The sequence below is a fragment of the Flavobacterium hercynium genome (assembly GCF_002217285.1).
GTDB classification, from domain to species: Bacteria; Bacteroidota; Bacteroidia; order Flavobacteriales; family Flavobacteriaceae; genus Flavobacterium; species Flavobacterium hercynium.
The window spans coordinates 69,345-87,558 of sequence record NZ_MUGW01000032.1; the positions used below are offsets into that span (position 1 = coordinate 69,345).

The window sequence follows — 18,214 nt, forward strand, 5'->3', positions numbered from 1 at the left end:
AGAAATGTTAGCAAAAAGAATTATTCCTTGTTTGGATATAAAAAACGGAAGAACTGTAAAAGGTGTTAATTTTGTAGATTTACGGGATGCAGGTGATCCTGTGGAATTAGCAGCAATTTATTCGGCTGAAGGAGCAGATGAGTTGGTTTTTCTGGATATTTCGGCAACGGAAGAACGCAGGAAAACATTAGTCAATATGGTGCGAAGTGTGGCGGAAAAGATTAATATTCCGTTTACAGTTGGTGGTGGAATTTCATCGGTAGAAGATGTTGAAATTTTACTGAACAATGGGGCAGATAAGGTTTCGATAAACTCATCAGCAGTAAAAAATCCTCAATTAATAAATGATCTGGCTCAGAAATTTGGCAGTCAATGTGTTGTAGTTGCAATAGATGCTAAACAAATCGACGGACAATGGATCGTACATTTAGTTGGCGGCAAAGTGCCGACGGAATTAAACTTATTTGATTGGGCGGTTGAAGTGGCGCAACGCGGAGCCGGAGAAATATTATTTACCTCGATGGATAACGACGGAACAAAAAATGGTTTTGCAAACGAAGCTTTGGCAAAGTTGTCTACCTTGATAAATGTCCCGATTATTGCTTCAGGAGGTGCAGGAAACATTCAGCATTTTGTTGATGCATTTAAAGAAGGAAAAGCTGATGCAGCACTAGCAGCAAGTGTTTTTCACTTTAAAGAAATCGAAATCAAAACATTGAAAGAAGAATTAAGAAACAATACTATAGAAGTAAGGATTTAAATTCTAAGAATAAAATAATAATGAGTGAAGCAATCTAAAATCTAAACTCAGAAATCTAAAATAATAATGGAAGTAAATATAAAAAATACAGACGACTTAATACCAGCAATTATTCAGGATTCAGAAACAAAAAATGTTCTGATGCTGGGATATATGAATATGGAATCACTGAGAAAAACAATTGAAACACAAAAAGTTACTTTTTTTAGCCGCTCAAAGCAAAGACTCTGGACTAAAGGTGAAGAAAGTGGAAATTTTCTGAATCTTGTCGATATAAAAAATGACTGTGATGGCGATACTTTGTTAATTCGGGTAAAACCTGCAGGGCCAACTTGTCACACAGGCAAGGATACATGTTGGCAGGAAGAAAATAAAGCTAATTATGGTTTTATTTCAAACCTTGAAGACACCATTAAAAAAAGGAGAGAAAATGCTGATTCAGAGAAGAGTTATGTGGCTTCGCTATTCGAAAAAGGAATAAACAAGATTGCTCAAAAAGTAGGTGAGGAAGCTGTAGAAGTAGTTATAGAAGCAAAAGACGATAACGACGAATTATTTTTGAGTGAAAGTGCTGATTTGTTATTTCATTATTTAATTTTGCTTCAGGCAAAAGGTTTTCAGTTAGATGATGTAGTAGCTGTTTTAAAGCAGCGCCAGAAATAATGCTTAAAGTTATTTTTTGTTATGCTTATTTAGAGATAAAAGATTATAGCAGCAAGAAATAGGGTAATTAAATTCAATAACTACTTTATATGAAAAAACAGTTCTTTCAGGTTTGCGCTATTCTTTTTATTACCATTACCACTCAGGCACAAGGGCTTTTTAGTAAGTCAGAAATCTTTACACATCAGGACTCTTTACGTGGAAGCATTACCAAAGAAAGAGCCTGGTGGAATCTAAAATCCTATCATCTGGATATAAAAGTAAATCCGGCAGAGAAAACCATTACCGGAACCAATACGGTTCGTTATACCGTTTTATCAGAATACAATAAAATGCAGATTGATTTGCAGGAACCTATGCAAATTTACAAAGTAACGCAGGACGGAAAAGAATTGAAATTTGAAAGAGACGGCAACGCTTTCTTTATTGAATTAACTGCAACTCAAAAAGTAGGTGATACGAAAGAAGTTATTGTCTCATTTGGAGGAAAACCAAAAGAAGCAGTTAACCCACCTTGGGATGGCGGAATTACATGGAGAAAAGACAAGAACGGAAACGACTTTATTGCCTCGTCTTGTCAAGGTTTAGGTGCCAGTATTTGGTGGCCCAATAAAGACCACATGTACGATGAAGTAGAGAATATGCTGATTAGTGTAAACGTACCTGGAAATTTAACTAATGTTTCAAATGGAAGACTGCAAAGTGTTAAGAAGCAAAAGGATGGAACCAAGACTTTTAATTGGTATGTTTCTAATCCGATAAATAATTACGGTGTAAATATAAACATTGGAGATTATGTTAATTTCTCTGAAAAATACAAAGGTGAAAAAGGCGATTTAGACTGTAGTTATTATGTTTTGAGAGATAATTTAAAAACGGCTCAAGAGCATTTTAAAGATGCTCCAAAAATGTTAAAAGCACTTGAAAATTGGTTCGGACCTTATCCTTTTTATGAGGACAGTTATAAACTGGTTGAAACTCCTTATCTAGGAATGGAACACCAAAGTAGTGTGACTTACGGGAACGATTATAAAATGGGATACCGTGGCAATGATCTTTCCGGAACGGGCTGGGGTTTGAAATTTGATTATATTATTATCCACGAATCTGGCCACGAATGGTTTGCAAATAACATTACCTACAAAGATATTGCTGACATGTGGATTCATGAAAGCTTTACAACTTATTCTGAAAGTCTTTTTGTAGAATATTACTACGGTAAAGAAGCGGGAGCTCAGTATGTGAGAGGATTGCGAAAAATGATTTCTAACGATAAACAAATTATCGGAAGTTATGATGTGAATAAAGAAGGATCAGGAGATATGTATCCAAAAGGAGCTAATATGCTGCATACGATCCGCCAGATTATCAATGATGATGCTAAATGGAAATCTATTTTGAGAGGATTGAACAGTACTTTTTACCATCAAACAGTTACCACAAAGCAAATTGAGTATTATATGAGTGCGCAATCCGGTATAGACTTAAGCGCTATTTTTAATCAGTATTTAAGAACGCCTCAAATTCCAACTTTTGAGTATTATTTTAGAAATCAAAAATTGGTTTATAACTGGATGAATTGCAATGAAAACTTTACGATGCCGTTAAAAGTAACTTTAAATGGAGTCGAAACCTGGTTGAAACCTACGAGAGATTGGCAAATGCTGGATGCCAGCGGTGAAAAACCTTCACTTGTGGTAGATAATAATTTTTATGTAATACCATTTAATATTACAGATTAAGAATTAAAATAATTAGAAATGTAGCCCAATACGCTCAAAGCAAATGCGATGAAGTGTATTGGGCTTCTTTTATTGCATTGTTATCATAAAATTTCAGAAAAAATAATCTGATTGTTTACTTTTGCTTCAGATTAAGCTTAATTAGTAGCTATTATTTCCAAATTCTTAAAATTATGAAAAATTACTTTGGAGGCATTTTTGTTGCCTTTTTGGTTAGTTTTACTGCCAATGCGCAAGGACTTCTTAAAAAGTCTGAAACAGTTTTTACACATCAGGACACTTTACGTGGAAGCATTACGAAAGAAAGAGCCTGGTGGGATTTAAAATACTATCATTTAGATGTAAAAGTAAATCCGGCTGAGAAAACCATTACGGGGTCAAATACAGTTCGTTATACTGTTTTAACAGCATACAATAAGATGCAGATCGATTTGCAGGAACCAATGCAAATTTATAAAGTAACGCAGGATGGAAAGGAATTAAAGTTTGAAAGAGACGGGAATGCTTTCTTTATTGAGTTGATAGCTGATCAAAAAGTTGGAGAAACCAAAGAAGTTGTTATTTCTTTTGGAGGAAAACCAAAAGAAGCTGTTAGACCACCTTGGGATGGCGGAATTACTTGGAAAAAAGATAAAAACGGAAAAGATTTTATTGCTTCTTCTTGCCAGGGTTTAGGCGCAAGTGTTTGGTGGCCAAATAAAGATCACATGTATGATGAAGTGGAAAACATGCTAATTAGTGTAAATGTTCCGGGACATTTAACGGATGTTTCTAACGGAAGATTACAAAGCGTAAAGAAACAAAAAGACGGTACCAAAACATTTAACTGGTACGTTTCCAATCCGATTAATAATTACGGCGTAAACATTAATGTTGGTGATTATGTTAATTTCTCTGAAAAGTATAAAGGAGAAAAAGGTGATTTAGATTGTAATTATTATGTTTTAAGAGATAATTTGGCTTTGGCTAAAGAACAATTTAAAGATGTGCCAAGAATGCTGAAAGCACTTGAAAACTGGTTTGGACCTTATCCTTTCTATGAAGATAGTTACAAGCTTGTAGAAGCTCCTTATTTAGGAATGGAACACCAAAGTAGCGTTACGTATGGTAATGGTTATAAAAATGGGTATTTAGGACGTGATTTAAGCGGAACAGGTTGGGGATTAAAATTTGATTTTATCATTATTCACGAATCAGGTCACGAATGGTTTGCAAACAATATTACAAACGTTGACATTGCTGACATGTGGATTCACGAAAGTTTTACGAACTATTCAGAAAGCCTTTTTCTGGAGTATCATTATGGTAAAGAAGCAGGAGCAGAGTACGTGAGAGGATGTAGAAAAGGTATTCAGAATGATAAACCAATTATTGGTACGTACAACGTAAACAGTGAAGGGTCTGGTGATATGTATCCAAAAGGAGCAAACATGTTGCATACGATTCGTCAGATTTTGAATGATGATGCAAAATGGAAATCGATTTTAAGAGGTTTAAACAGTACTTTTTATCATCAAACGGTTACGACAAAGCAAATAGAGGATTACATGAGCGCTCAGGTTGGAATCGATCTTTCTAAAGTTTTTGATCAATATTTGAGAACAAGTAAAATTCCAACTCTGGAATATTATTTTAAAGATGGATATGTAGGTTACAGATGGACAAATGCAGTACCTAAATTTGATATGCCGGTTAAAGTAAAATTAAACGGAGCTGATGTTCTGTTAAAACCAACCGGAACATGGAAAGTTGATAAAATAACTTCAGAAAAACCGACTTTAGAGGTTGATAAGGATTTTTATGTAGCGTCTTTTAATATTACAGAATAAGCATAAAAACAAATCATAAAAAAGGCTTCCAATTTTGGAAGCCTTTTTGTTTTTAGCGATTGTTGTGTTTTGCTTTTTCTTTTATAATGTCTGAGATTTTTTTGTTCTCAATTTTACTTTCAAGCCAGGAAATAATATCCAGATATAAAAAGGCTCTTTTTTCGTATGGAATTTTCTCTAATTCAATAAAACGCAAACGCATTTTTATAAATTCCTTTTTGATGTCTGCAGGATATAGGTTGTTTAAGTTTCTTAAAAATTTAATAATTTCCTTTTGAACTTCATGTAAATCATTCATTTTAATCAGGAACTTATACGTGTTTTTAAGATGGTTTTCTAAGTAATAATCCTTTCCTAATTCATAATGTGCTATTAAAGACAAAAGTCTTGCAAAACACATTAAATCTTCTCTCATAGTCAGATTCTTGTTGTGAATGATCTTGTCCAGATACTGAATACATTCGGTGTACTTTTCATTTCCAAAATAAATAGAAGCAATCTTATAATAAAACAACATTTCGTGATGTTCGTCAAGATGTTCACTATGAAGCCTGATTTTATCCAGAATTTCGGGAATTAAATGTTCGCTTTCTGCAAAAGTACCTTCAAGTACATGTAAGTTCAATTTATTGTTGTAAACGTACAGAAATGATAGAGAGGCAATATTATCGTTTACCGGAAATTTTTCATCTTCAATAGTATTCTCTAAAAGCGTAAGGTATTTTTTAAAGTTTGATTTATACTTCAACATATAAAGCGACTCTAAAAAATAATGATTGCCCTTTAAGAAAAACACAGGATTCTGGTAAATCATGTTGGGATTGTTATAAAACAAGGTAACCCATTTATAGGCATACTTATAACTTGCTAAAAAATCCTGCACAAGAAAGCTGCGCCACAAATTAGCATTGTAAAACCAATACTTTTCGCGGAAACCAAATTTGCTTTCGTCTAATTTAGCTATGTGTTTGTTGAAATAATCGTCGATGTATTTGTATTCATCATCATTTTTTACATAACCTGTTTTTAGCATGATGCCGTAAAGCTGTAGCGATAAATTCGATAATTTACTTGATATGGTGTTACGATAATTCAATTCTTTTGCCTGAATAACCAATTCATCGGCACGTCCCTGAATACTTCGCGTAATATATTGTGATTCTATTAGTTTTTCGAATTCTACAATTTCATACGCCATATATTTTTCATCATTCTCCAGCGCAATCATTTTGGTCTTGTCCAGAATTTTTAAACTCTGTTTATAAAGTCCTTTATTGTATAGAATTCCGGCAAAATCAATCTGTTCACGCAGTTGATACCGTATGTTCTGACTTGGAATGTTTAATCTGATACTTACCAGAATTTGTTTGTATAAGTATGATTTTAAGTTAGATAGCTGTATTTTTTTTATGATGCCGTTCTTAAGGATAAGTTTTTCATCATACGTTTCAGATTTATCTAAAATATTGAACAACTCGATGAATTTAGTATTTGAACTTGTCTCTAAACGGCTTGCAAAAATCTTAAACTGTCTTTTTTCAGATTTAGAAAGTGATTTAATTAATACAAATAAGAAATCTTTTTGATGGTTAGCCATTGTAAAATATAATAATGTAACTTATTGGTTTTTAATTGTTTAATAAGCTATAAATTGTTTTATGAACAGTATAATTTCATTAAAATGAATTTCCTGATGAAGAAGTACAATATATATTTGTTATCAAGATGTGAAATTACATTAAATAAATGAATATGAATAGAGAGAAAGTTCAAATTTTTGACACCACTTTGCGCGATGGTGAACAAGTTCCAGGTTGTAAGTTAGATACTAAGCAAAAATTAGTTATCGCAGAAAGGCTTGATAAAATGGGAGTTGATATCATCGAAGCAGGTTTTCCTGTGTCAAGTCCGGGCGATTTTTTATCGGTCTCTGAGATTTGTAAAATAGTTGAAAATGCAACGGTCTGCGGACTAACAAGAGCTGTAAAAAATGATATCGATGTTGCAGCAGCTGCCCTAAAACATGCTAAAAGACCAAGAATCCATACAGGAATCGGAACTTCAGAATCTCATATACTCCATAAATTAAACACCACAAGAGAAGATATTATTGCAAGAGCAAAATATGCTGTAGCACATGCAAAATCGTATGTAGAAGATGTAGAATTTTATGCAGAAGATGCCGGTAGAACAGACAATGCTTTTCTTGCAAAAGTTTGTGAAGAAGTTATAAAATCAGGAGCAACAGTATTAAATATTCCTGATACTACAGGTTATTGCTTACCGGAAGAATACGGAGCAAAAATCAAATACTTAAAAGAAAATGTAAAAGGTATTGAAAATGTAATTCTTTCCTGCCACTGTCATAATGATTTAGGAATGGCGACTGCCAATTCTATTGCAGGTGCTATTAACGGTGCAAGACAAATAGAATGTACTATTAACGGTATTGGTGAGAGAGCGGGTAATACAGCCCTTGAAGAAGTTGTAATGATCTTCAAACAACATCCTTACTTAAACTTAGATACCAACATCAATACAAGAGAATTAAATGAAATGAGCCGTTTGGTGTCTGAAAGCATGGGAATGATTGTTCAGCCTAATAAAGCTATCGTAGGAGCAAATGCTTTTGCACACAGTTCAGGAATTCATCAGGATGGTGTTATCAAAAACAGAGCGACTTACGAAATCATGGATCCGCTGGATGTGGGAGTAAATGAATCTTCTATTATTTTGACAGCAAGGAGCGGAAGAGCGGCTTTAGCATACCGTGCTAAAAAAGTAGGTTACGAATTGACAAAAGTACAATTAGACATTGTTTACATAGAATTTTTAAAATTCGCAGATATTAAGAAAGAAGTTGTAGATGCTGATATTCATCAGATTATTGAAGCTTCGAAAATTGAAGGTGAATTGCTAAGAAGTTAATAAGAAAAATAAATAAATATTTAAATACATAAAGAACGAGACGTTATGAATTTGAAAATAGCAGTTTTACCAGGAGACGGAATTGGACCAGAAGTAATTTTACAAGCCAAAAAAGCATTATACGCTATTGGTGAAGTGTACAATCATGAATTTGTTTTTGAAGAGGCGCTCATGGGAGCGATCGCCATCGATAAAACAGGAAACCCTTTGCCAGAGCAAACATTAAACCTGTGTCTGAATACAGATGCGGTGTTGTTTGGAGCTATTGGAGATCCTAAATATGATAACAATCCAAGTGCAAAGGTTCGTCCTGAGCAAGGATTGCTGAAACTTCGTAAAGAACTGGGTTTGTTTGCTAATATCCGACCAATAAAACCTTATAAAGCATTAATTGACGCTTCTCCTTTAAAAAGAGAAATTATTGACGGAGCTGATTTTACTATTTTCAGAGAATTAACAGGTGGCGCTTACTTCGGTAAAAAAACATTAAACGAAGAAGGAACACATGCATCAGATTTATGTGAATATTCAGAAGAAGAAATTACACGCATTGCACATTTAGCTTTTAAATCGGCTCAAAACCGACGCAAAAAACTAACAATGGTAGACAAAGCAAATGTTTTGGAAACTTCAAGATTGTGGAGAAAAGTAGTTAAGGACGTGAGCGTGAATTATCCGGACGTGGCTTTAGACTTTTTGTTTGTAGATAACGCAGCCATGCAGCTGATTTTAAATCCAAAACAATTCGATGTTATCCTGACAGAAAATTTGTTTGGAGATATCTTATCAGATGAAGCAAGTGTTATTACAGGATCAATAGGTTTATTGGCTTCAGCTTCATTGGGAGAAAAAAATGCTTTGTTTGAGCCAATTCACGGTTCTTATCCTCAGGCAAAAGGAAAAAATATTGCTAACCCAATTGCTTCGATTTTATCAGCAGCGATGTTGTTGGAACATTTCGGTTTGTTTGAAGAAGCAAGTGTAATTTACAAAGGAGTTGAAAAAGCAATCGAATACGAAGTTGTTACTGTTGATTTAAAAGCAGATTCAAAATTTGGTACTAATGAAGTAGGGGAGTTTGTTTCTAATTTTATCTTTAGTAAAGACGATCTGTTGTATTTTAATAATGACAATGTTCATATCGGTCAGTCAACAATCGTTTAGGGTTTTTGTTAAAAAAAATGAATTAAATAAAAGAAGTGTATGAAATATTGAGATTTTATTTTTTTAGTCCTGCAAGTTTTCATACTTTTGTTTCACTAAAAAATAAGCAATGCAAATCTCAATTATTATTACTTCTGTCATTATTGTCAATGTGATTAACACATATGCAATGGGGACGGTATAAATATAATTGAAAAATATATTTAAAAACCTTCCACATACTGGAAGGTTTTTTTTTGGATAAAAAATAAAAAAAAATAATACATAATGGAATTAAATAAGTACAGCAAAACCATCACTCAAGATCAAACACAACCTGCAGCGCAAGCGATGTTATACGGTATTGGTTTAACTGAAGAAGACTTGAAAAAAGCACAAGTTGGGATTGTGAGCATGGGGTATGATGGTAACACGTGTAACATGCACTTGAATGATTTAGCAAAAGATGTAAAGAAAGGTGTTTGGGATGCAGATCTGGTCGGACTTATTTTTAATACTATTGGTGTAAGTGACGGAATTTCTAACGGTACAGAAGGAATGCGTTTTTCTTTGGTATCTCGTGATGTAATCGCAGATTCTATTGAAACAGTAGCAGGAGCACAATGGTACGATAGTATTATTGCAATTCCCGGTTGTGATAAAAATATGCCTGGAGCATTAATTGCTATGGGAAGATTGAACCGTCCGTCAATTATGGTTTACGGAGGATCTATTCACTCTGGAAAATGGAAAGGAGAATCTCTAAATATTGTTTCTGCTTTTGAAGCTTTAGGTAAAAAGTTTAAAAATGAAATTACTCCTGAAGATTACAAAGGTGTAATTCAAAATGCATGTCCGGGAGCTGGTGCTTGTGGTGGTATGTATACGGCAAACACAATGTCTTCTGCAATCGAAGCATTAGGAATGAGTTTGCCATATAGTTCTTCAAATCCAGCTTTAAGCCAGGAAAAAAGACAAGAATGTCTTGATGCAGGAAAAGCAATCAAATTATTATTAGAAAAAGATATTAAACCAAGAGACATTATGACTCGTAAGGCTTTTGAAAATGCAATTACAATCGTAGCAGTTTTAGGAGGTTCTACCAATGCAGTAATGCACTTAATTGCTATGGCTCATGCTGTTGATATCGAAATTACGTTAGATGATTTTCAAGCGATAAGCGATAAAACTCCGGTTCTTGCAGATATGAAACCAAGTGGTAAATACATGATGGAAGATATTCATGCAGTTGGAGGAATTCCATCTCTAATGAAATATCTATTAAAAGTGGGATTGATTCATGGAGATTGTTTAACTGTAACAGGTAAAACAGTTGCAGAAAATTTGGCTGCGACTCCAGATTTACAAGACGGACAAGAAGTGATTCACGAAATACAAAAAGCATTAAAACCAACAGGTAATATTCAGATTTTATATGGAAATATAGCTTCAGAAGGTTGCGTTGCAAAAATCAGTGGAAAAGAAGGAGAATATTTTGAAGGTCCTGCTGTAGTTTTTGAAGGAGAATTTGATGTAATTCCGGGTGTTCAGGCCGGAAAAGTAAAACCAGGCGATGTAGTCGTCATCAGGAACTGTGGACCAAAAGGTGGTCCGGGAATGCCTGAAATGCTAAAACCAACATCTGCAATTATTGGTGCTGGATTAGGAAGCAGTTGTGCTCTTATCACGGATGGTAGATTCTCTGGAGGTTCACATGGCTTTGTGGTAGGTCACATTACACCAGAGGCTTATGATGGTGGTGGAATTGCACTGATCAACGATGGCGATCTTATTGCTATCGATGCAGTAAAAAACACAATCAATCTGAAAATATCTGACGAAGAATTTGCGGCTCGAAAAGCGAGTTGGGTTCAACCTCCTTTAAAAGTTAACAAAGGAGTATTGTTAAAATATGCAAGATCGGTTTCTAGCGCTTCTACAGGTTGCGTAACCGATAAATAGCGGTCAATTACAATTTCAACAATCCAAATTCAGCGAATTATACTGATAGATTATTGAAAACAAATAATATACAATCTCACAGCCCTCAGTCATAAGAGGGTTGAGGAGATAAAAAAAATACCAAATGGGAAAAATAAAAATATCAGGCGCTGAAGCCGTTATAAGATGTTTATTAGCAGAAGGTGTAGACTTAGTTTACGGATATCCTGGTGGAGCCATTATGCCTGTTTATGATGAATTATATAAATTTCAAGATCAATTGCACCATGTTTTAGTACGTCACGAACAAGGCGCTACGCATGCTGCTCAAGGATATGCAAGAGCTACAGGAAAAGTAGGAGTTGCTATCGCAACATCTGGGCCCGGAGCTACAAATTTAGTTACCGGAATTGCAGATGCTCAAATCGATTCTACACCAATGGTTTGTATAACAGGCCAGGTAGGGAAACATTTATTGGGTTCTGATGCATTTCAAGAAACAGATATTATTGGAATTTCTACTCCTGTAACAAAGTGGAATTATCAGGTTACAGAAGCTTCTGAAATACCGGAAATTATTGCAAAAGCTTTTTATATCGCGCGATCTGGTCGTCCAGGTCCTGTGTTAATTGATATTACTAAAAATGCTCAATTTGATGAGTTTGAATTTAGTTATGAAAAATGTACAGGAATCAGAAGTTATGTTCCTGTACCAAAATTAAAATTAGATAAAGTAGCAGAAGCAGCTGCAATAATCAACCAGGCAAAAAAACCATTTATTGTTTTTGGTCAGGGAATTATTCTTGGTCAAGCCGAAGAGCAGTTAAAAGCTTTTATCGAAAAATCAGGGATTCCTGCAGGATGGACTATTTTAGGACTTTCAGCTTTACCGACAGATCATCCTTTGAATGTTGGTATGTTAGGGATGCATGGAAATTACGGTCCAAACATGCTAACAAATGAATGTGATGTTCTTATCGCATTAGGAATGCGTTTTGATGATCGCGTTACCGGAAACTTAAAGACTTATGCTAAAAAAGCAAAAGTGATTCATTTTGAAATTGATCCTGCTGAAGTTGATAAAAATGTAAAAACAGAAGTTGCTATTTTAGGAGATGTAAAAGAAGCTTTGAATGCAATATTGCCTCTGATTGATCAAAAATCACATGAGTCTTGGTATAATGAATTTAAGGAATTACTTAAAATAGAGGTTGAAACTGTTATAAACGAAGAGTTAAACCCAACGAATAACAAAGGGATTTCTATGGGTGAGGCTATGGAAATGATCAACAAACATTCTAAAGGTGATGCTATCATTGTTTCAGATGTTGGACAACACCAAATGTTTGCGTGTCGTTATGCTAAATTTAATTCAACCAAAAGTAATATTACTTCCGGTGGTTTAGGAACAATGGGATTTGCTTTACCGGCTGCAATTGGAGCTAAAATGGGAAGACCGGATCGCGAAGTTGTTGCTATTATTGGTGATGGTGGATTTCAGATGACCATTCAGGAATTGGGTACTATTTTCCAAACGAAAGTTCCTGTGAAAATTGTAGTGCTGAACAATGAGTTTTTAGGAATGGTACGTCAATGGCAAGAGTTATTTTTTGACAATAGATATGCTTCTACCAATATGATTAATCCAAATTTTGTTGCTATTGCAGAAGGATATTACATCAAATCTAAAAAAGTAGTGAAGCGAGAAGATCTTGACGATGCTGTTGCTGAAATGCTGGCTTCAAAAGATTCGTACTTCCTGGAAATTATGGTAGAAAAGGAAAACAATGTCTTTCCGATGATTCCAACAGGAGCATGTGTTTCTGAAATTAGATTAAGCTAGAAAAAGTTTCAAGTTTCATGTTTTTTATGTTTCAAGTTTTCAAACCTGAAACCTGAAACCTGAAACCTGAAACAAATAAAACTATAAAAAAAATGGAAGATAAAACATTTACCATATCGGTATATTCAGAAAATAATGTTGGATTGCTAAATAGAATATCAGGAATATTCTTAAAGCGTCACATTAATATATTAAGTTTAAACGTTTCAGAATCAGAAATAGAGAATGTATCTAGGTTTATCATTGTTGCCAATACATCTGAAAAATGGGTTAAGAATATTGTAGGTCAGATAGAAAAACAAATCGAAGTGATAAAGGCATTTTATCATACAGATGAAGAGACAATTTATTTAGAAAATGCGTTGTTTAAAATTGCTTCAAGTTTACTGTTTGATGAAAAACAAATTCAAAACATCATAAAAGATAGTCAGTCAACTATTGTAACCGTTTCACGCGATTTCTTCGTGATTTCAAAATCGGGAAGACGTTCTGAAATAGAAGATTTATACAATAAATTCAAACCGTACGGTATCATGCAATTTGTACGTTCGGGAAGGATATCAGTTTCTAAGGAAAAGATGGAGATTTCAGCTTTATTAGAATCATATCAATAATATCATTTTAATTACCTAACAATCAATTATTAAGTTACATATTCATTAAATATATTAAAAAAAAATGGCAAATTATTTCAACACATTACCACTTAGATTACAATTAGAACAATTAGGCGTTTGCGAATTTATGGAGCAATCAGAATTTGCAGATGGAATTGCTGCATTAGCCGGAAAAAAAGTTGTCATTGTAGGTTGTGGTGCACAAGGTTTGAATCAGGGTTTAAATATGAGAGATTCTGGTTTAGATATTTCATACGCATTGCGTGCAGATGCGATTGCTGAAAAAAGAGCTTCATTTAAAAATGCTTCTGAAAACGGTTTCACTGTAGGTACATACGAAGAGTTGATTCCAACTGCTGATTTAGTTTGTAACTTAACACCAGACAAACAACATACTGCTGTAGTTACTGCCATTATGCCATTAATGAAAAACGGATCTACTTTAGCTTATTCTCACGGATTTAATATTGTAGAAGAAGGAATGCAGATTCGTAAAGATATTACAGTAATTATGTGTGCTCCTAAATGTCCTGGTTCTGAGGTTCGTGAAGAATACAAAAGAGGATTTGGAGTACCAACACTTATCGCGGTTCACCCGGAAAATGATCCAAACAATTTAGGTTTAGATCAGGCAAAAGCGTATGCTGTGGCTACAGGAGGACATAAAGCAGGAGTTTTGAAATCATCATTTGTTGCTGAAGTAAAATCAGATTTAATGGGTGAGCAAACTATTCTTTGTGGATTATTGCAAACAGGATCTATCTTATGTTTCGACAAAATGGTAGAAAAAGGAATTGATGCTGCTTATGCTTCAAAATTAATTCAATATGGTTGGGAAACTATTACTGAAGCTTTAAAACATGGTGGAATCACCAATATGATGGATCGTTTATCGAATCCTGCAAAAATTGAAGCTTATGAATTAGCAGACGAACTAAAAGATATTATGCGTCCGTTGTTTCAAAAGCACCAAGACGATATCATTTCTGGAGAATTCTCAAGAACAATGATGATTGACTGGGCTAATGATGATGTTAATTTATTGAAATGGAGAGCTGCAACAGGAGAAACAAATTTCGAAAAAACAGCACCACAAGAAGCTCCAATTTCTGAGCAAGAGTATTTTGATAACGGAGTTTTAATGATTGCAATGGTAAAAGCAGGTGTTGAGCTAGCTTTTGAAACTATGACAGAAGCAGGAATTATTGAAGAATCTGCTTATTATGAGTCATTACACGAATTACCATTGATTGCTAATACAATTGCAAGAAAAAAATTATTTGAAATGAACCGTGTTATTTCTGATACAGCTGAATATGGTTGCTACTTATTCGATCATGCTTGTAAGCCATTGTTAACAGAATTCATGAAAAAGGTAGAAACTAATATCATCGGAAAACCATTCTCAACTTCAAACGGTGTTGATAATGCAGTACTGATTGCCGTTAACAAAGAAATTCGTCAACATCCTATTGAAGAAGTAGGAGCGTGGTTGAGAGAATCAATGACAGCAATGAAAAAGATAGGATAATAAATTGGGAATTACCACACATTCGACTGTGATGGGATTTGCACTGTATCTCTAACGTAATATTTTGAATTAGTAAGCACTTATTAAAAAAATATGGATATAGTTGCATGTTGCATTCGCTTAACTTGTTTAAGTTAAATGAGTTAAGTGAAGGTAATCCCGAATAATGGGGTATGTTTAGTTATAAATATACTTGTAGAAGTTTCTATATTAATTAAGTAAGATGCTGCTGCTTTCAAAAATAGCACATCGGTATGTAATCAGGAATTACAGATTAATTGTTATCGAAATTGTTAAATTTAAAGGCATGATAATTTATTATTATGCCTTTTTTGTGATTGCATATTTAGCGAAAAAAGCTAAAAAATATATTAAATACATAAAAAAACAAATTTTAATTTGTTATGTGTATTTTTTTTATAAAATTTATGAATTAAATAGTTTTAAGAATACGTGTAGATTTAATACATTTATAAAAAAATTCCATTACCTATGAGTTATTATAAAATTGAAAATTTAGAACAATATTTTAAACATTACAATAAGTCAATAAGAGAGCCGAGGAAATTTTGGGGAAAAATAGCTGAAGAAAATTTTACTTGGTACCAACAATGGGATAAGGTTGTAGATTTCAATATGGCAGATGCTGAAGTAAAATGGTTTACAGAAGCTAAAGTCAACATTACAAAAAATTGCATTGACAGACACTTAAGTAAAAGAGGAGAAAAAACGGCTATCATTTTTGAACCGAATGATCCTTCTGAAAGTGCCTTACATATAACGTATAATGAATTATACGATAGAGTATCAAGAATGGCAAATGTTTTGCGTGATCAGGGTGTTCGCAAAGGAGACAGAGTTTGTATTTATCTTCCAATGATTCCTGAATTGGCTGTAGCTGTTTTAGCTTGTGCCAGAATTGGTGCAATTCACTCTGTTATTTTTGCAGGATTCTCAGCTTCTGCAGTTTCTGCGAGAGTAAATGATTGCGAATGTAAAATGGTAATTACCGCTGACGGTGGTTACAGAGGAAACAAAACAATTGATTTAAAAGGAATTGTAGATGAGGCTTTAGAGACTTGTCCAACAGTTTCAACAGTTTTGGTTGTTAAAAGAACAAATACTGAAATCAAAATGAATGAAGGTCGTGACGTTTGGTTGCAGCCTTTGTTAGATGCAGCTATAGATAATAGTGTTGCTGAAATTATGGATGCCGAAGATCCTTTGTTTATTCTGTATACATCTGGTTCTACAGGAAAACCAAAAGGAATGGTACACACTACTGCCGGATATATGGTTTACACAGCGTACACATTCAAGAACGTTTTTAGCCACGAAGAAAATGATATTTTCTGGTGTACAGCGGATATTGGCTGGATTACCGGACATTCTTATATTTTATACGGACCTTTATTAAACGGAGGTACAACTGTGATTTTTGAAGGCGTTCCTTCTTATCCTGATTTTAGCCGTTTTTGGGATATTATCGAAAAACATAAAATCACACAATTCTATACTGCGCCAACAGCTATTCGTTCGTTAGCAAAAGAAAGTTTAGATTATATTCAAAAATATCCTCTAAAATCACTTAAAGTAATTGGATCTGTTGGAGAACCAATTAACGAAGAAGCTTGGCACTGGTTCAACGACCACGTTGGAGATAAAAGATGTCCAGTTGTGGATACATGGTGGCAAACGGAAACAGGTGGAATTATGATTTCTCCTATTGCATTTGTAACGCCAACAAAACCAACGTATGCGACTTTGCCGTTACCGGGTATTCAACCTGTTTTAATGGATGAAAAACGCAATGAAATTGAAGGAAACCAAGTTGTTGGAAGTTTATGTATTAAATTTCCGTGGCCAGGAATCGCCAGAACTATCTGGGGAGATCACCAACGTTATAAAGACACTTATTTCTCTGCTTTCCCTGGAAAATATTTTACAGGAGACGGAGCATTAAGAGACGAAGTTGGATATTACAGAATTACGGGTAGAGTTGATGATGTTGTAATTGTTTCGGGTCATAATCTTGGAACTGCTCCAATTGAAGATGCGATCAACGAACATCCTGCAGTAGCGGAATCTGCAATTGTTGGATTCCCACATGATATTAAAGGAAATGCTCTATATGGTTTTGTAATTCTAAAAGAAACAGGAGAATATAGAGACAGAGCAAATTTAAATAAAGAAATCAATCAATATATTTCAGATCACATTGGACCAATTGCAAAATTGGATAAAATTCAATTTGTGTCCGGTTTACCGAAAACACGTTCAGGAAAAATTATGCGTAGAATTTTGCGTAAAATTGCTGAAGGAGATTTTTCTAATTTTGGAGATACTTCTACATTATTAAATCCGGAAATTGTCGAAGAAATTATGAAAGACAGAGTTTAGTTAAAACAAAAAAAATGCCTCTTTTTATGAAGAGGCATTTTTTTTGTTTAATTATGAATTGTGAATTATGAATTGTGAATTGTGAATTGTGAATTATTGCGGTTAAACAACTTAATAAATAAGCGATTCAACAAATTAAACGAATCCACGATTTAATAATTCAACAAATAAACGATCTAGCAAATAAACGATTAAACAATTCAACGGTTACACAACAAAATTACTTGATTCCTAGTCTTGATTTTAGTTTTAAAAACAAAAGGGCAATTTTATAAGCTTCCTCAGAGGAAGAGTTGTGATCGCTTTTTGGAATTTTGTAAATATCGCATAATTCGTCTAGCGAAAATTGCTTGTCGTTGATGTCTGTCAATTTTCTATACATCATGTCGACATCCAGTGCTTCGTTTTTTAATCTTCCGCAATCTAAACGTTCTAATGCGCTATTAAGCATCTCAATATCAAAATTGATATGGTGACCAACTAAAACTGCATTTCCAATATATTTTATAAAAGCTTCAATAGCATCATGTTCTTCCATTTTTGCCATTTTGCTTTCAATTATAAATTCATTGGAAAGTCCGTTGTCCTTTAAAAATTTATATTGTAATAAAAGAGATTCGAAATTGTCTTTGATTTCGATACCATCATCAATTACGGCAAAAGCACCTAAAGATAAGATCACATCTTTATCCGGATTAAGTCCGGAAGTTTCTGTTGACAAAACAATGAACTTATCCGGCTTATTCTCGAATTTACTTAAATAATCCTTCCAAAATTCAGGATGCTCTTTACTGATATTTTTAATCCAATCTAGCAT

The 18,214-nt window shown here is 33.9% G+C and carries 13 protein-coding genes; 11 read left to right on the forward strand and 2 right to left on the reverse strand.

The annotated features are described in order from the left end of the window. Window positions 1-4: 4 nt before the first annotated feature. From hisF to B0A66_RS15530, 4 genes are all read left to right on the forward strand, one after another. Window positions 5-760 carry an imidazole glycerol phosphate synthase subunit HisF gene (hisF, locus tag B0A66_RS15515; protein ID WP_089050766.1) on the forward strand — a complete coding sequence of 252 codons (756 nt, stop codon included), beginning with the start codon at window positions 5-7 and terminating at the stop codon, window positions 758-760. A gap of 63 nt (window positions 761-823) precedes the next feature. Further along, window positions 824-1,423 carry a bifunctional phosphoribosyl-AMP cyclohydrolase/phosphoribosyl-ATP diphosphatase HisIE gene (gene hisIE, locus B0A66_RS15520; protein WP_317044364.1) on the forward strand — a complete coding sequence of 200 codons (600 nt, stop codon included), beginning with the start codon at window positions 824-826 and terminating at the stop codon, window positions 1,421-1,423. A gap of 89 nt (window positions 1,424-1,512) precedes the next feature. Continuing rightward, window positions 1,513-3,165: a M1 family metallopeptidase gene (locus tag B0A66_RS15525; RefSeq protein ID WP_089050768.1), complete on the forward strand. Its 1,653-nt coding sequence runs from the start codon at window positions 1,513-1,515 to the stop codon at window positions 3,163-3,165. Window positions 3,166-3,338: 173 nt separating this feature from the next. Further along, entirely contained in the window at window positions 3,339-4,994 is a 1,656-nt protein-coding gene (locus B0A66_RS15530) for a M1 family metallopeptidase (protein ID WP_089050769.1), read from the forward strand. A 52-nt stretch (window positions 4,995-5,046) separates the two neighbouring features. On the opposite strand, the gene B0A66_RS15535 is transcribed toward B0A66_RS15530, so the two are convergent. Continuing rightward, on the reverse strand, window positions 5,047-6,591 hold the full coding sequence (locus tag B0A66_RS15535; protein WP_089050770.1) for a hypothetical protein: 1,545 nt from the start codon (window positions 6,589-6,591) through the stop codon (window positions 5,047-5,049). A 155-nt stretch (window positions 6,592-6,746) separates the two neighbouring features. Between B0A66_RS15535 and B0A66_RS15540 the strand changes: the two genes are divergently transcribed. The 7 genes from B0A66_RS15540 (at window position 6,747) to acs (ending at window position 17,397) form a co-directional block, all read left to right on the forward strand. Further along, window positions 6,747-7,922 (forward strand): 2-isopropylmalate synthase, encoded by a 1,176-nt coding sequence (locus B0A66_RS15540; RefSeq protein ID WP_089050771.1) that lies wholly within the window; start codon window positions 6,747-6,749, stop codon window positions 7,920-7,922. 45 nt (window positions 7,923-7,967) lie between these two features. Next, a complete protein-coding gene (gene leuB, locus B0A66_RS15545; RefSeq protein WP_089050772.1) occupies window positions 7,968-9,086 on the forward strand; it encodes a 3-isopropylmalate dehydrogenase in 1,119 nt (372 codons plus the stop codon). Between the two features lie 267 nt (window positions 9,087-9,353). Beyond that, window positions 9,354-11,027 (forward strand): dihydroxy-acid dehydratase, encoded by a 1,674-nt coding sequence (ilvD, locus tag B0A66_RS15550; protein ID WP_089050773.1) that lies wholly within the window; start codon window positions 9,354-9,356, stop codon window positions 11,025-11,027. A 124-nt stretch (window positions 11,028-11,151) separates the two neighbouring features. Further along, complete coding sequence (ilvB, locus tag B0A66_RS15555) at window positions 11,152-12,849, forward strand: biosynthetic-type acetolactate synthase large subunit (RefSeq protein WP_089050774.1); 1,698 nt, start codon at window positions 11,152-11,154, stop codon at window positions 12,847-12,849. A 92-nt stretch (window positions 12,850-12,941) separates the two neighbouring features. Then, window positions 12,942-13,463 (forward strand): acetolactate synthase small subunit, encoded by a 522-nt coding sequence (gene ilvN / locus B0A66_RS15560; protein WP_089050775.1) that lies wholly within the window; start codon window positions 12,942-12,944, stop codon window positions 13,461-13,463. Window positions 13,464-13,527: 64 nt separating this feature from the next. Continuing rightward, window positions 13,528-14,997, forward strand: a complete 1,470-nt coding sequence (gene ilvC, locus B0A66_RS15565; protein ID WP_089050776.1) for a ketol-acid reductoisomerase — start codon at window positions 13,528-13,530, stop codon at window positions 14,995-14,997. A 492-nt stretch (window positions 14,998-15,489) separates the two neighbouring features. Further along, window positions 15,490-17,397, forward strand: coding sequence for an acetate--CoA ligase (gene acs / locus B0A66_RS15575; RefSeq protein WP_089050778.1), 1,908 nt, complete (start codon window positions 15,490-15,492; stop codon window positions 17,395-17,397). Between the two features lie 220 nt (window positions 17,398-17,617). Here acs and B0A66_RS15580 read toward each other — a convergent pair whose 3' ends face one another. Beyond that, complete coding sequence (locus B0A66_RS15580; RefSeq protein WP_089050779.1) at window positions 17,618-18,214, reverse strand: 3'-5' exonuclease; 597 nt, start codon at window positions 18,212-18,214, stop codon at window positions 17,618-17,620.